This window comes from Paenibacillus agaridevorans (genome assembly GCF_003112455.1).
GTDB lineage: Bacteria > Bacillota > Bacilli > Paenibacillales > Paenibacillaceae > Pristimantibacillus > Pristimantibacillus agaridevorans.
The window spans coordinates 180,423-195,661 of record NZ_BDQX01000036.1 but is presented as its reverse complement, the minus strand read 5'-3'; the positions used below and the strand labels follow the sequence as shown (position 1 = coordinate 195,661).

11 protein-coding genes and 1 tRNA gene are annotated in these 15,239 nt (G+C 52.9%); 4 read left to right on the top strand and 8 right to left on the bottom strand.

Features of this window, described 5'->3' with window-relative positions; all coding sequences use genetic code 11:
- Positions 1 to 94: 94 nt before the first annotated feature.
- Positions 95 to 1,027, top strand: a complete 933-nt coding sequence (locus PAT3040_RS02995) for a hypothetical protein (RefSeq protein WP_108991476.1) — start codon at positions 95 to 97, stop codon at positions 1,025 to 1,027.
- On the opposite strand, the gene PAT3040_RS02990 is transcribed toward PAT3040_RS02995, so the two are convergent.
- The gene (locus PAT3040_RS02990) at positions 1,018 to 1,212 is read right to left on the bottom strand and encodes a YqzE family protein (protein ID WP_087567634.1); all 195 of its coding nucleotides are present in this window, start codon (positions 1,210 to 1,212) and stop codon (positions 1,018 to 1,020) included. The two genes, PAT3040_RS02995 and PAT3040_RS02990, sit on opposite strands and share 10 nt — an antisense overlap.
- Before the next feature lie 151 nt (positions 1,213 to 1,363).
- Between PAT3040_RS02990 and PAT3040_RS02985 the strand changes: the two genes are divergently transcribed.
- Positions 1,364 to 2,053, top strand: coding sequence for an N-acetylmuramoyl-L-alanine amidase family protein (locus tag PAT3040_RS02985; protein ID WP_108991475.1), 690 nt, complete (start codon positions 1,364 to 1,366; stop codon positions 2,051 to 2,053).
- Here PAT3040_RS02985 and PAT3040_RS02980 read toward each other — a convergent pair.
- Positions 2,018 to 2,851: a divergent polysaccharide deacetylase family protein gene (locus tag PAT3040_RS02980; RefSeq protein WP_146200349.1), complete on the bottom strand. Its 834-nt coding sequence runs from the start codon at positions 2,849 to 2,851 to the stop codon at positions 2,018 to 2,020. The genes PAT3040_RS02985 and PAT3040_RS02980 overlap by 36 nt on opposite strands.
- 251 nt (positions 2,852 to 3,102) lie before the next feature.
- Between PAT3040_RS02980 and PAT3040_RS02975 the strand changes: the two genes are divergently transcribed.
- Positions 3,103 to 3,186: transfer RNA gene (locus PAT3040_RS02975), tRNA-Leu, on the top strand.
- 144 nt (positions 3,187 to 3,330) lie between these two features.
- Here the strand turns inward: PAT3040_RS02975 and PAT3040_RS02970 are convergent.
- The 3 genes from PAT3040_RS02970 to PAT3040_RS02960 form a co-directional block, all read right to left on the bottom strand.
- Positions 3,331 to 3,963 (bottom strand): GyrI-like domain-containing protein, encoded by a 633-nt coding sequence (locus PAT3040_RS02970; protein ID WP_258234805.1) that lies wholly within the window; start codon positions 3,961 to 3,963, stop codon positions 3,331 to 3,333.
- 107 nt (positions 3,964 to 4,070) lie between these two features.
- Positions 4,071 to 7,433, bottom strand: coding sequence for an ATP-binding protein (locus PAT3040_RS02965; RefSeq protein ID WP_181376417.1), 3,363 nt, complete (start codon positions 7,431 to 7,433; stop codon positions 4,071 to 4,073).
- Between the two features lie 137 nt (positions 7,434 to 7,570).
- Positions 7,571 to 9,517, bottom strand: a complete 1,947-nt coding sequence (locus PAT3040_RS02960) for an S-layer homology domain-containing protein (protein WP_108991472.1) — start codon at positions 9,515 to 9,517, stop codon at positions 7,571 to 7,573.
- Positions 9,518 to 9,679: 162 nt separating this feature from the next.
- Between PAT3040_RS02960 and PAT3040_RS02955 the strand changes: the two genes are divergently transcribed.
- A complete protein-coding gene (locus PAT3040_RS02955) occupies positions 9,680 to 10,414 on the top strand; it encodes a stalk domain-containing protein (RefSeq protein WP_108991471.1) in 735 nt (244 codons plus the stop codon).
- A gap of 93 nt (positions 10,415 to 10,507) precedes the next feature.
- Here the strand turns inward: PAT3040_RS02955 and PAT3040_RS02950 are convergent, their stop codons facing one another.
- The 3 genes from PAT3040_RS02950 to PAT3040_RS38335 all read right to left on the bottom strand — a co-directional run.
- A complete protein-coding gene (locus tag PAT3040_RS02950) occupies positions 10,508 to 12,817 on the bottom strand; it encodes a DUF4962 domain-containing protein (protein ID WP_108991578.1) in 2,310 nt (769 codons plus the stop codon).
- Positions 12,818 to 12,819: 2 nt separating this feature from the next.
- Positions 12,820 to 14,943, bottom strand: a complete 2,124-nt coding sequence (locus PAT3040_RS02945) for a heparinase II/III domain-containing protein (protein ID WP_108991470.1) — start codon at positions 14,941 to 14,943, stop codon at positions 12,820 to 12,822.
- A partial coding sequence (locus PAT3040_RS38335) for an SDR family NAD(P)-dependent oxidoreductase (RefSeq protein WP_258234804.1) occupies positions 14,940 to 15,239 on the bottom strand: 300 nt, incomplete at its 5' end. The genes PAT3040_RS38335 and PAT3040_RS02945, both read right to left, overlap by 4 nt.

Genomic DNA, 15,239 nt, shown 5'->3' with positions numbered 1-15,239 from the left:
CAAAAGAAGCGGTTCCCCGGCAGCTATTGGGCGACAGGTTGCAACAGTCTTCTTGGAGCTCGTCCGCTACAATGAATCCAGAGAGGTGATTACAATGCGAACAAGCTGGAAGATCGCGACGGCCGCGACCGTTCTCGCGGTTATGTTAAGCATGTCGAGCGGAGCAGACGCAAGAATCTACGCAACCGGACAAGCCATGTCGACGCTGGACAAGGAACAAGACGTTCCATTAAAAGAACAAGCACGGTTATGGGCCGAACAGCTCGCGAATTCTCCGGATGGGGCTTTTGCGGAATGGAAGGGCGCTTGGGCAAGCACGGCAGCGCTCGGACCCGGAACGCATAGCTGGCTCGTATTGATGAGACGAGGTCAGAGCGTTGTCGGATATATGATTGTTTATGCCAAGGACGGCGGAGGTTATGTACTGGGTGAATACGGCATCGGGGAATATCCGCCCTTTAGCTCGACAATATTAAAATCCGCTTTAACCAGACTAGGTCTGAGCGAGACGTCCATGAAAGCGACTCGACTCTATATTCATCCCTTGCTGGCTGCTTGGCAAATATCGGGCGGCATTGCCGGTCATGGATCAATAACCGAAAATCATTATACAGATGCTTATTCGGGCGAACAATTGCCGATTGACGCCGAACAGTGGGCCGCTGCCGCTGCTCAAGACGCCAACGCAAACAAGCATGGGGTTAAAAACGCCCATGCTTCGATCTCATCTGCCGGAGCCATGGCTTCTTTCGATCCTTATGGCCGATTGCCATGGCTCACCCAAAGTCCTTATTCGATTGCTGCCGATCCTCTATCCATTTTATCCGATGCCCTGCGAGACAATAGTGAGCTTAGGTACGTCAGCAAGTCCTTCCAGGGAAAGATGACGTATGCGTGGTCCGTCACGGGATATTCGGAGTGGTCGGGCGGAGAGCTGTTTATCTCGCTCGACAGCGAAGAGAATGCTCCGATCCGACGATATATACCTGCTTCCTTGCTGCAATCATTAGGATCCTTTTACCTTTGACGTCCTGTCCGACCTCGCCACCACATCATCAGACTCATGCCGCCGAATCCGAACCATCGCGTCAGCCAAGGCTCTTTTGCCGCTTTGGCTGACGTTTTTGCTTGCTTGCGCGTCTCTGCCGGCGTCTCCATATACGTAATGAATTGCTCCGTCATATACTTCACAAGATCGCTTCCGCCCTTCATCTTCGTCACCTCCAGCTTCTTATAATGCGAGTTATTACGATCATTATTCCCGCTTTAGGTCGGTCATAATCATGTATGAGATTACCTCCGAACAGCCACGCTAACGTCAAATAAATCATTCTGATCCGGTCGCAGGAGGTTGACGTTGATCATGATTCGAACTTTGCTGACACTGCTTGTATTATTTATGTTTTTGGTTCATCCCGTTGCGTCGGCGGCCTCATTCCCTTCCCAGTCCAGCGATCGCTGGGCATTGCCATCGACGACTGTCATTATTGACGTTGGGCATGGCGGGATCGACGGCGGAGCATCGCATGGCGATCTGCTGGAAAAGGACATTAATCTAGCCATCGCGAGCAAGCTTTATTTGCTCTTGCGAAGCCGAGGCATTGCCGCCGTCATGAACCGGACAGGCGACTATGCGCTCAGCGACGATAATCGCTGGCACCGTACCGGCTCCCGGCATAGGCGCGACCTGTCGCAGCGCCGAGGATTAACAGAAGAGATCGGCAGCGAGCTGATGGTCAGCCTCCATGTGAACTCGGCACGCAACAGCGGTAAACGAGGTCCTCTTGTACTTTTCCAGAACACAGGCGAAAGCGCCTTGCTCGCCTTCTGCCTGCAGGAAGCTCTTAATCGACAGCAAAATACCACTGCGCTTCCGCGTGAGGGAAAACCATTTTATTTGCTGAGGAGAGTGGAGCAGCCTTCGGTCATTGTGGAGATGGGCTTTATCAGCAATGCTCAGGATCGGAGCATGTTAACCGATTCACGCAAGCAGCTCGAGATTGCCGAGGCGATCGCTTCAGGGATTGGGCATTACCAATGGGTCGCCAATTGAAGCACCTATAAGCTCCGACAGCTTCAAGATCCTTGCTTCCGCCTGCAAGCCCGGAATGGATTGTTGCAGCACAGCTGCCGTCTTGAGACCCGGGGAACCGACATGACCGATCGTAATGGTACGATTATGGGTCTCCATATGCTTGCGAATAACGTTAACTTGCTTGGATATGTGCTCAGCCGTATACACATCGTCGAGAAACACATTGTTCTCGAGTACGGGCAAACCAATCTCCTGGGCCAGCTTGGCAACGACGGAGCGGTAGTTCGTCTTGCTGTCCAGAAAGAACAGTCCGCGCTCTTTGCATACGGTTAACACAATGCGCATGATACGTTCGTCTGCTGTTATTTTGGAGCCCATATGATTGTTCATGCCGACGGCATGCGGCACATCTGCAATAGCAGCCTCTACTCTCTCCCGCACTTCGGCATCGCTAAGATCGGCTGTAATGGCGCCAGGGCCCAGCCAGCTCTTTTTGCCATGATTCGGCTCCATAGGCATATGAATCAGCACATCATGTCCGAGCTTGTAAGCTGCTTCGGCATCCTTCTTTGTCGTAGACAAAAACGGCATGACGGCAGCCGTGATTTTTACCGGCAGCTTCAGCATCTCCTCCGTACCAGCCATCCCGTTGCCGAAGTCGTCGATAACGATCGAGACCGTTTTTTCGGTTCTAACGGATGGCTGAAGCGATTCAGACGGTTGATCGACTGCGGCTTTAAGCGTTGTGGGTTGCAAAGCAGCCGTTATAGCAAGAGTCATGGAGAGCACGGCTACAGCCCGTTTCCATCTGGGCATCATCCTATTCGTATGCTGCACTTGCGGCGATTGACTAGTCTTTTTTCTATTCATTGTTCCGCTACCCCCTAGGGTCTATTTTCTTTTTCCATCATCGATTCCTTCATTTACCTTTCCACGATTTATAAGGATTTATGTACCATGCCATTGCTCCGAGAAAATGATGGAATAAGCTGAAAATTTAAACTTTAGCATTGTCGTTGACTTCTTCTTGGAAGCCATGCTATTATAAATCTCGTTACTTCAGACATGCGGTCGTGGCGGAATTGGCAGACGCGCTAGATTCAGGTTCTAGTGGTGTAACAGCCGTGGAGGTTCGAGTCCTCTCGACCGCATCAACAAAAAGTCCAAGCTCATGAGCTTGGACTTTTTATATTTTTACCGGACTAATTAGGTCGTTCTCCTCGATGATCTCTCCACGAATGCCGAGGCGGCCAGCCTAACGTTTTCTTGGCCAATGTGTTGCTGACGATCGCTATTTATTCGTTTTTCTCCACTCGGAAACGAAGCACGGTACGAAGCTTGTCTGCCTGTGTTTTCCTTGGGTCGGATATGTATATTTCCTTATGAACCTTCGAGATTCGCTTTAACCCGTGCTCATCGCAGTACCGCTCCATTTTCGCGAAGCTTTGCGGCTCATCATCATATGAGCCGTGGTGCATCATCTGAAGGCACAATCCTTCCTCCTGCTCGCCGAACATAACCTTGTCCAGCAAAACATGCGGCTTCTTCGCTTTTACGGTTTTCAGCACGTCCATCGCCAGCGGTTCCGTAACGAAATCCGGCTGTCTGATCATGATCGTATACAGAAGTTTATCCTTGTCCAGTACCTCTAATCCTCGTGCCTCTACCGCGAGATCCCATACTCCCTCTAACGGGAAAATCGTATATTCGTAATACCCTTCCGGCGCCTCGCCTTTTTTGGGCATCATCTTTATCGCATAGGCCAACGAGTACAAGACTCCGACGGCTTCCCGGAATTGTTCGTAATTGGGATTGCCCTCTCCGCTGATCCTAAAATACCTGAAGACAGGAACCTCGATAATGGCCGGCTCCTCCTTCGGCAGATACAAAGCTTTGTCGTTCTTTTTCCATTCGTATTTCGCGGTCACCGGCATTCAACTCCGAATCATTTTTCTCCATTATAGAACATTTGTTCTCTATTCGTCAAAGTACGGTCTCAACGTGTCGTGCAGTTGGTCGTAAGCCGCTACACACTTCAGTCTGAATCCATCGAGCGCATTAAAAAACGATCGATATCCACCAATAGCTCGGGGGAAATCCGGTTGTTCCGCACAGCTTCTGCCGCGAGCTTCGGCATCGGGCGTGCCTCGATGACTTGGCCTGCGCAGCCAAGCTCGCGCAAACGGCTGAAATATTCCTGCTTGCCCGATTTTAGGTACAGCGTTTCGATCAAGGAGGACGCAGCGGTCCGAAGCAACTCCGAGTCGGGCTCCAGTCGCCACATCGCAAAACGAACGGCAGCTTGTTCCTGTTCACCGGCGTGTGGTTCCAGCATACCCTTCAGCCTTTCCATCGCTTCGCCAGAACCGATCCGTCCCAAGCGCATCTTTAAAAGCTGCTGCTGCACAAGAAGCTTGACCTGCAAGTCTCGCCGTTTGAGTCGAATGGCGAGCTTCAGCGCCTCTTCGCCAACCTCTGCAGCGGCCTCGAATTGACTCTGCCGCTCCTTTAGCAGGCTCGTGAAATAAAGCGCCTCGCATTCGAAGAACGGGATTCGAAGATGTTTGGTTAACCTTAACGAGCATTCGATCAATCGACCGGCTTCCTCATACCGATGCTGCTTCATCCGATTGCAGCCTTCGATGCCGAGCACGACGGCAGCAATATGCCAATCCTGAATGCGTACCGCTTCTTCGAGACAGAAGGCGATGCATTGTTCCGCCTGCATACGGGAGCCGAGCAAGTAATAATATTTGCCGAGCATGCCCACCCCCATCGCAAAGCCCATTCGTGCCCCAATAGACTTGCTGATCTCCAGCTTCTCGACGATGCGGTCGTAAGCGAGGTCCATATCGTCCGTCTCGAAATACACCAACGCTAATCCGCCCATTGCATCTCCTACAAAAAAAGCGTACCGGATTTCCCCAGCAAGGCCGATTTGTCTCTGGAACCAATAAATCGCTTGCTTGTACTCGCTTTGGTCATAATGCAGGAAGCCGATCATACCGAGAAACCGGACATCGTCTTGCGTAACCATTGGGATTTGATTTCCGGATTGCGACAATTCCATTCTATCCAGGAAGTACCGAAGCGACTTGTCATAACTTGCCATAAAATAATGCAAAATACCGAGCGTTCCGTATGCGAAGGAGAGTCCGTCATGGTCCTCCGCCAACTTGAAGTGATAGGACGCCCGTTCCAGATGAAATCCGGCCTCTTCATATTTGCCCATCAATCGCAAGCAGTTGCCGAGCGCGACGTCGCAATAGGACCGATCATTGAGCGTAACCAAGTATCCGTAACGATCAAGCCATTGCTTGTAAGTCTTCTCCGCTTCATCCCAATCTCCCGTCACGATCAAAGCTTCGCCGAGCTTCATGAGAACGGGCAAGGTCAGCTTAGCTGGCATCAAGCTGAAGAGCTTTCGATAATAATTTATTTTCGTCTCATTGGCATAGATCTTCTCCGCCGCCGTCGCAGCTATTTCATAGTAAGCAATGGCCTCCAGATCCAAGCCCGCAAGCTCATAGTGAAAGGCGATTTCTCCGGCAACTGGTTCGATCAACACGCGATTATAGGCGAGCAATCCTTCCGCGATTTGCCGGTGACACTTGCGCCGCCTGCTCTCATTATTCAGCTTGTACGCGGTTTCCTTAACGATGTCATGAGTGAAAACGTAATTCCCGTCCCCCGCCTCCTGCAAAATCTTCAATTGCACCAGCTGCTCAGTGCGCGCTAGAATGACTTCCTCCTCCATATTCGTGACCATCGTCAATTGCGCTGCGGAAACAGGTCTTCCGACGGCCGCGATAATCGATACAAGCTTGCGATTGACCGGTGACAGCCTGTTCAACCGATTCTCGATAACGGATTTCGCCACTTGCGAAAGTCGGATTTCGCCGCTGTCCCCGCTCAATTGCCATTCCCGCAACGTTTCCACAATAAAGAGCGGATTGCCGGCGGTTTCCGCGAATAAATTCGTGGAGTGGCGGTCCGCCAGCGCATCGCCAACCGTTTCGACCGCCAAGCGGGCCGTTTCGTCTCGGCTAAGCGGAGTCAGCTCGATATCGATCAGCTTTAACTCGGACCGAAGCTCGCCCAGAACATGCGCAACGGCATCTTCTGTATCTTCGTCCGTTCTCATCGTCGCCACCAAAAGCAGTCTGACTTTGGAATCGCCACGCAGCAGATAGGATAGAAATTGAAGCGTCTCTTCATCGCTCCACTGGATATCGTCAAGGAGAATCATCAGCGGCTCGCTGGCCAGCAGCATCCTTTCGATGGCTTCGAACCATTGGTTCAACTGCCATTTCTCTTGAATCGGAGACGGTTTCGGCAAGTCTGGATATTGCTCCAGAAGTTCGGGAAGCAGACGCGCCAATTCGGACAACCACACAAAGCCGAGCTTCGGCGGCGGAAGGCTCCGGAGCCAGTTGACTACGGGCCTATAGGATAGCGACCTGACCGACGGATAGCAACCGGCAAAAGCGGTTTGAATCCCCAAGCTTTCCAGACATGCCTTAAACTCCATGGCCAATCGGGTTTTGCCGATTCCCGCCTCCCCCTTCAACAGAAGCATGGCGTTTCCGCCAGACACGATTTGCTTCCAGGCGCCCAGCATGTTTGCCCATTCAACTATTCTGCCGATCAAAGGGACTTTACTTTGCAAGGCCGTAGAAATCCCGCTCCCGTTTCTCGTCAGTCCTTCATACAAAATCAGCGTCTCCTCCGAGGGGGCAATTCCCAGTTCGGTATGCAGAACACCATGCAGCTTCCGAAAAGTTTGCACGACGCCAGCCATATCTTTGTTCAAAGCATGCAGTCGCATTACCGTGCGGTACGTTTCCTCCCTTAACAGGTCCTGGACAAGCAGCTTTTGCGCGAAAAAAAGAGCTGACGCATACTCGCGCTGACGTTCCAAAACGGAAACGAGCTTGTCAAGCGCGGTCAAGTACATTTGCGCCAGCTGATCCCGTTTTATCACAAGCCACTCCTCGCCGAACCCGGGCAGCAGTTCGCCTCTGTACAGCTCTTCCGCTCTGCACAGCTCGCGAACGGTTGTCCCTTGCGCCGACTGCTCGAATTCACGCACATCCGAATAGAAGGGCAGTTCACGGTTCAAGCGAATGAATGCGGGCGTGATCTTTAGATACCGGTCGATGATCGGAACGGATTCCCGAAGATCGTGAAGCAGCTTCCGCAAATTGGACAATGCTTGCTTCTCGGTGGAGTCGGGCCAGAAATGAAACGCGACTTGCTTTCTGCCAGGAGCCGCATCAATAGCGAGAATCAAGTAAGCCAGCAGCAACGCGGCTTTTTTTCCGGGGATTTCCAATAGTTCTTCGCCGTCGAGGGTCATTTTCAAACGGCCTAACAACTGAAAACTTAAGCCTGCCAAATGGCTTCCCCTCCAATCGCAAATCGCATATTTGTCCATTGTATTCGCTTATTGTGCGGAAATCCCTTTTGACAACCCGGAAAAAAAAGATTCTTTGACGGGGGTCAAAGAATCTAAATCGTAATGACGAATATTTTCTAATTGCGGACCTCCAGCATGCGGACGATGGCCGATGCGGCTTCCGCACGGGTGGACATCGCTTGTGGTGCGAATTTACCGTTCTGGGTATCCCCGGCGTTGATGATACCGGACATCTCGGCTTTGGAAACGGCGGGCTTCGCCCATTTCGGAATGTCCGCATCGTCGGAGAAGCCGGTCTGCGACACTTTGTTGTCCGTAGTGAGGCCCGAGGCCCGAATGACCATCGTGATCATTTCCGCATGGGTAATGTTCGCATCAGGTCGGAATGTACCGTCCTCATACCCTCGAATGATGCCCAGCGTCACCGCCTGCCGCACTGCCTTTACCGCCCAGGCTCCGATTTTATCTTTATCTTTGAAGCCAAGCGGGGCTCCTTCCTCCCCTGGGGGCAGCCCTCTGACGATCATGCTGGCAAACTCGGCTCGGGTAACGTTCCCTTCGGGCCGAAACTTGCCGTCCGGATATCCGAATACAATGCCGAGCGCCACCGCTTTCTTAATTTCCGGTCCCAACTTGTGCCCCGCAATGTCCGTCAAGCTCGCCTCTTCTGTCTGCGGATTGCCGTTAATGGCAGCGGATACGGTCACGACGCATTGTTTGTAGTATCCTCCATCCTCCGATGTTGCCGTAATTATAGCCGTTCCTGGCCCCATGCCCGTCACCTTGCCCGCAGCGTTCACTTTGGCGATGCGTTCGTCACTGCTCGACCATGTAATTTCTTGATAGGAAGCATTGCCCGGAGCAATTGTCGCCTGCAGCGTCTCGCTTTGCCCGACGTCCAATTTGAGCGTGTCTTTATTCAAGCTTACTCCGTTAACGCGCACCATGCCGATCGCATACAATTTGTGATCGCCAGATCCAATATATACCGCTCCGTCAGGACCGATCGCCGATGCGGCGACGATCTGGCCATTGGTTCTGAACTCCCATTTCTTCGTTCCGTCCGTTTTAATCGCATAGAGCTTCATATCGGCCGATCCGATATAGATAGTGCCGTCTGCGCCGACCGAAGGCGTGGCTATCATAATGCCATCCGTTTCGAATTTCCATTTCTTCGTTCCATCGGGCTTGATTGCATAAATGCCTGAGCCGCCTGAGCCGACATAAACGGTGCCGTCCAAACCGATCGTTGGCGATGAATAGGAATTGCCTCCATAAAGCTTTTTATCCAAGGGATATTCCCATTTCTTCGTTCCATCCGACTTGATCGCATACAGTCTCTCTGCACCGGAAGCGATATAGACGGTACCGTCTGTCCCGATCGCCGGCGATGTCTTCACTTCATTGATCGTTGTAAATTCCCATCGCTTCGTTCCGTTCGGATTGATCGCATAGAGCTTCTTATCGCGGGAACCGACATAGATGGTGCCGTTAGAATCGATTGCGGGTTTGCCGCTCATTCCTCCTCCTGTTACGAACTCCCATTTCTTCGTACCTTCCGGTTTAAGCGCATAGAGCTTACCATCCTCACATTCCACATAGATGGTACCGTCTGCGCCAATTCCCGCTGTGGAGTATATGTCTCCTCCAGCTTGGAACGTCCATTTCAGCCCTCCGTCAGGAGTAATGGCATACAGATTGTCGCCTGAGCCAACATACACGGTGCCGTCTGCACCAATTGCGGGTGAGGAGTAGACGGCAGCTCCCGTCTCGAACTCCCACTTCTTCTGCCCCTTTTTATCGACTGCATAGAGCTTCCCGTCTGTTGATCCAACATAAACAGTGCCGTCTGAACCGACTGCGGGCGAAGACGAATTGATCGCTCCCCCTGTTTCGAACGCCCATCGCTCCACGCCGTTTGAACTCGGCAAAAATAGCCTTATGTCTATTATTAATTCCGGATTTAACTGAAGCTCGAGTGCCTTAGCGGATTGATGCGGAGTGAAACAGGCTAGCAGCAAGACAGTAGAGAAAGCAGCAATCAGCCATTTCTTTTTAAACATAGTGAATCCCCTTTCTTCATCTCCCTCCCGTCTATTCTAAAGCAGCGAGCGCTTCAAAAGCGCTTCCCTCTCTCTATGCCGTTTTTGAAACGTTTTTGAAGCGCTTATCCTGTTAAACTCTTTCATGATGATTCGATCACATACGATGAAAGGGGATATTTGATGAAGAAGAAAAGCGTAATTCTGTTGCTCATCCTCACCGCCATGCTCTCGCTGTCGACCGGAGCGTTCGCCGCCAGCAACCTCACCGAGATCAAAGCATACCTCAACGCGGGAATCAAATTTCGTCTGGACGGCAAGCCTTGGCGCCCTCTCGACGACAAAGGCAAGGAGGTTCTTCCGATCACGTATAAAGGAACGACCTATTTGCCTCTTCGTGTAATTGCCAACGCCTTTGACATTCCAATCAGATGGGATGGCTCCACGCAAACGATTGGAATGCGCGAGACAAGCAACCTCACCTTGTATTCCGCGGAAGTGAAAGTGGATAATTGGAGCGAAAAGTTTTACGATGTGGTCGACAAAAAGCAACTAGTTTTCGGAAATCATCAGTATAACGGAGCCTACGCCTTTACCGCGGAAAACGTGGGGTTGGGTTGGTATGAGGGATCTCCTCACCTGAAATTCAACTTTGGAACAAAATACAATACTATGCATCTGATTCTGTACTCCCCCTCGGCGATGAAGATCAGAGTGCTAAACGGCAGCAATCAGCAATTGACGGAGGAGATCAGCCTCGAGGCCGATCGGGTTACGGAGCTGGATGTTGACCTGCAAGGCAGCCAATATGCCTTGGTATCGGCTTACGATGCCGCTAATCAAGCCGAAAAACCGCTTCTCTATATTTTGAAAGACAGTTATGTTACGTCGGCACCCATTCCGGCTTCTCAGGAGTAAATCTGACGACAGCTAACCGAAGACAGACGCAAAACAAGGTCCAAGCCTGGAAGCTTGAACCTTGTTTGTGTTTTACACGAGAAGAGATCATAGTCAATATCCTTTGGCAACCTCGATCATTCGAGTGATGCCGGTCTCATTAGTGAAGTAAAGATGTACGCCATGCCCTTGGTCATCCATAATGCTCGAAACGAAATTGGTTTCGCCTTTCTTTCTCGGTACAAGCAGCGTAACGAGCCGATGGCTCTCTGCCTCCGGGGTCTCGGCATGCAGATGCCACTGCTTCGGCTGACCTTCGTATTCGGCCGGATCCACGTCCGTGAACTCGTCATGCTGCGTGAGCCCCAGATGACCCGAAGAGCAATAAACGAACCGGACATCCATATCCGCCTTCTTTCCTCTTACAAGAAATGAAGCTCTCGACAGCTCCATCTCATAGAGAGTATGCATCAGCCACTCTATTTTCCCCTTCCGCTCCAGATCGACATAATCGACAATAACGAAATACGATTGGTCGAACCAATAAATCTCTCGAACGAATCGCTTCAGATAGGGGACATTCTCCTTGTACGCTGCCGTGGCGTCGCATCGGCTGTAGCCGTGATCCGCGCTGGAACGGACCTCCTCCACGACGCCGGACGCCGCTTTGCAGAGCGCTTTGTTGTCGCCGGCGTATTGACCCTGACCATCGATTAGTATACTGTTCGTCGATCTGGTCTGCCGCCGCCAATGCTTATGCATCGTGCTGCCGAAGGCGACATAATAACCGCTCTCGATGGCCAGCGGCTCCCCGTACGCATGCAGCAAGAAGGCGTTCTGATCGCCATGGCTATGGCTGATGGAGCCGTAGCCGCTGCTCTTCGTCAGCAGCATAAGATGCTCCGAGGGATCGTCCATGCGATCATGCATCGCGACCCAGCCGATATCCCGGAACCACTTCACAGGTTCTATAACGCCGTTTTCCGGAAGGATGGGCTCCACGGCAGGATAGTCGTGCAGATACTGTAGATTGTCGAACCGGAAGTCCCACCAGCCGTAGTTATAAAATTTTGAATCGGGATCGGGATCATTATGTTTGGTTTGCTCATAAAACCATTGATACAGACCATTGCCCGTCACTCCGGCGAACTGCCGGATATTGTAGCCCGTCTTCAAAATCGGAGGTTCGCCCAGGGAAGACTGATCGCCAAAGCTTGCCCGCACGGTATCCGGGCTGGAGCAATAAAGCGGGAAGTCGCCCGTCCGCGCAAAGAAAGGCCGTTTGTACAGATCTATGCCGCTGTAGCTTTTAATGAGATTAAGCGCATCCGTCACAAATGCCATGCCGGTCGTCCAATACATCGGACCTTCCGCCCAGCCTCCATCCTCTCCTCCCCATGGGGAGTAGAGGCAAGAGAAATAGTCCAAAGCGTAATCCAGCCACACCGCCGCCTCCGGCACTTCGTGAAGCAACGCGATGCAGGCGGGGACAAGCACGGAGGACAAGGATCGGACCGCATGGCTGTCGAACGGCACCTGATGAATCTTCGACCTTTCAATGACATGGAAGGCGACCTGACGCGTTCGCGCAAGCAGCGCCTCCCGAACCAGCCGGCGCTCTTCCTCCGTCATCTCGTCGTACAGCCAATCGTACCCCCAAGCCAATGCTCCTGCCACGCGAAACGCCGCTTCGTCGTTGTAATCCCGCGATGTCGTCCCTTCGGCATCCCACAATGCGGCATGAAGCAGCCACTGCTTTGCACGGGCCAATAGAACATCATCCTGCAAGATAACTCCGGCAACGCTAAGATGGCGTATGGCGTAAAATATTTCCTGACAGTCGATGTACATCTTGCGCCACAGATGCGCGACACGTTTGTTGCCTGGGTAGGGGGAGGGCTCCGGGATAAGGTCCCGCGAAAGCCAAGGCTTCACTGAACCTTCGTAGAACGTATCCCAGCCGCAATATGCGGCATCCTCTGCGATACGGGACCGAAGAGCGGCGACGCCGTCCGGACTCAGCCATAATCTTGGATGCGCACCTCCAGTATGCGCGTATCTGACCGATCGTGCAGGCAACGGCGTCTCCGGCAGGCCTGATTCCACTGCAAACGATCGGACCTTGCTCCAACTGCTCGCTCTCTCGCCTCCATCGGAGTCTTGAGCCAGAGCGTAACGCCAATAATAAGTGCCGGGAGACAGCGGCGCATCCGGCGTGAACAGATTGTATGGAATAGGATGAAATTGGGTCGTCTCACGGTCCGCGAATTCAGGCGAAGAGGATAGCTGGAGTACGTACGTTCCGCCTTCCGCAAGTGCCGGCATCCAGGTAAAACGAGGCGGATTCTCCAGCAGCTTCGTTTCTTCTTGCGGCGAATACGGCACCGACAATACGCCGCTCCGCGGCTCGAACAGCTTGATCAGGTTCAAATGTCCGTCTCCCCTTCCTTTAATCCATTTTCCGTAAGCTCATACGTCCGGCAACCGGCTTCCGTAGTTATGACAAGCACACGATTTCCGCTGTCGGAGCCATTGTCGTTGTTGCTGCTCCACCGGATCTCAGCCCGTTCGGCGCCGGTGCGATAGACGGCCACCAAGTCTATGGACGTGCCAACATGACGCACCAGAACACCGTTCATGGGCACGCTGGGATCCGTCGCAATGCCAGGCGACTCCACTTGCCACAACGTTGATTCCGAGGGGAACAACAGCGAGATGGAGGCCATACGATCGTCTGCACTCATCCCGACATCCGTGCGCTCACCGGTTAGTCGTATGCGGAATGAAGCGTATTTGTATTCATCGATTCCGCTCGCCGCTTCTGAACGAAGCTTGCCGATCCCTTTTATATACTGGTAACCGTCTCTATCGCCTAAGGAGACAGACTGCTCCATTCGCTCCCAATGGCTCTCTTCCCCCGCAGCCTCCGGCTCCCCAAGAAAGTGAAACCACCAGTCCAACTCACTCTCTTCTTGCAGTCTCACCTGCATCCAATCAATCACATAATCCGAGACGACCGCTACATGACGCTTCAACTTCGCATCTTCATAGGCGTCGTCCGCAGCCATACTTATAAATGTGCCTACGCGGTCATGGGCGCTGTAGCTCAGACAGCGGCCCGCGGTCTCGTTCTGCGATCTCCGATTCACGCTGACGGTATTATGGCATGGCGTGGATGGGTACCAGCCCTTTTTAAGCTCGGAGCCGTACGGAACGGTTCCAGGGTCGGGAGACAGCGGCAAACCCGCCAAGCTTAACATGAGATTAAGTTTGTCGTAATGCCCGTGGGAGCCGCCATGCGGTCCATAATCGACGAGAGCGCTCAGCAGATTATCGGGATGCCTCAATACGGCAAAGCCGCTGTCCTGCAGCAGCCAGGAACGTCCTCCCGACTCATTAACCTCAGCTTTATTGGGGAGAACGGAATCAGGACCCCAAGGATATCCGTAAAGCATGTATTCAACCCCGTCTCGCTGTCCGCTCTCGGGATTTAACTCCTTATAATAGAAGGCAAGAATTCGTTTGTAGTCCGGCTTGCGATATTTCGTATATCCGATTTCGAAAATTTCGACGATTTCGCGGCTATAGGGAGCTCTCCCGTACGGCCCGTCATGCAGGGCAGGCAGCCACCCCCGTTCGTCGGCAAGTTTCGTCAGGACATCCAGCATCCCTTCCATGCTCCGCGCGCCTTGCCCGCGAATCGCATAAAGATCGATGCCGAATCTGGCCGCCATCTCCGCGGCTATCATATACGCTCGCAACACGAACACATGATAATAGACGCTGCCTTCGAACTCCAGCCCGTCGGCCTGGATGGCAATCTCCAGATGGTGGAGCAGACCGCCCTTCCGCTCCAGCAGCGAACGCAGCTTTACCTCGTCGCCGCTTGCAGCGTAAACGCAGCATAAAGCCGCATTTAACCAGGCCGTATAATTATTCTCAGGCTGATTTCTTTCCACGGTCAAAATATGATGGTATTGCTCCATGCTGCTTCCGAGCATATCCAAAAATTTGTTAAAATCGTCTTTCCCCGTCTCCACATCCAGGCCGTTGTCCTTGAGCAGCACATAGGCTCGCAGCAGCGTCGTTGCCCAGATCGCTTCCGTCAGCGCCTGATGGAAGGCGCGTCCTTTGAGCATCCAAGGCTGAGCGTCCGGATGGACGGGATATAGCGGAAACTGTCTCGCATAGGCGACGATGATTCCCTTGCCGTAATCGCCGTACCGGCGTTCGCCCGTTGCCGCGAATACGGCAGCGGCTTGCAACGCGAACCTTGCCATCGCCTGATGCCGGAAAACGAGCCACGCCCCATGGTAAGGCTCGCCCTCCATCACGCAGCCGTAGGGACAGTCATATCGCCCAACGTCTTCCTTGAGCTCATCAAACAGCAGCTCCGTATGATGCTCCGGACAGACGTATTGATGCCACCAGCCGCCTGGCTCCGTCGGAATTTCCTGACTCGCCGCCATGATGGCATCCAGCTCGGAGACAAGCCGACCCAGCGTGTCGTCCTTTTTCCCTTCTCGCAGAGACATCTTCGGCGCGCTCATCGCATAAACATTCCGCCGTTGATCTCGATCGTCTCGCCAGTTACGTAAGCGGACAGCTCGGAGACGAGATACAGCACGGCGCCGGCGACGTCGCCCGGCGTTCCTTCCCTGCGCAGCGGAATGCCCTGCACCGTCGCTTGTCTCGCGGCATCCGGCGTAAACGTTGCGTGGAAGGCCGTTCCTCCAATAAAGCCCGGCGATATGGCGTTGACCAGAATGCCGTCGCCCGCCGTCTCCTTCGCTAGTCCCTTCGTATAGGACAACACTGCCGCTTTGCTCGCCGCGTAGATAGAAGC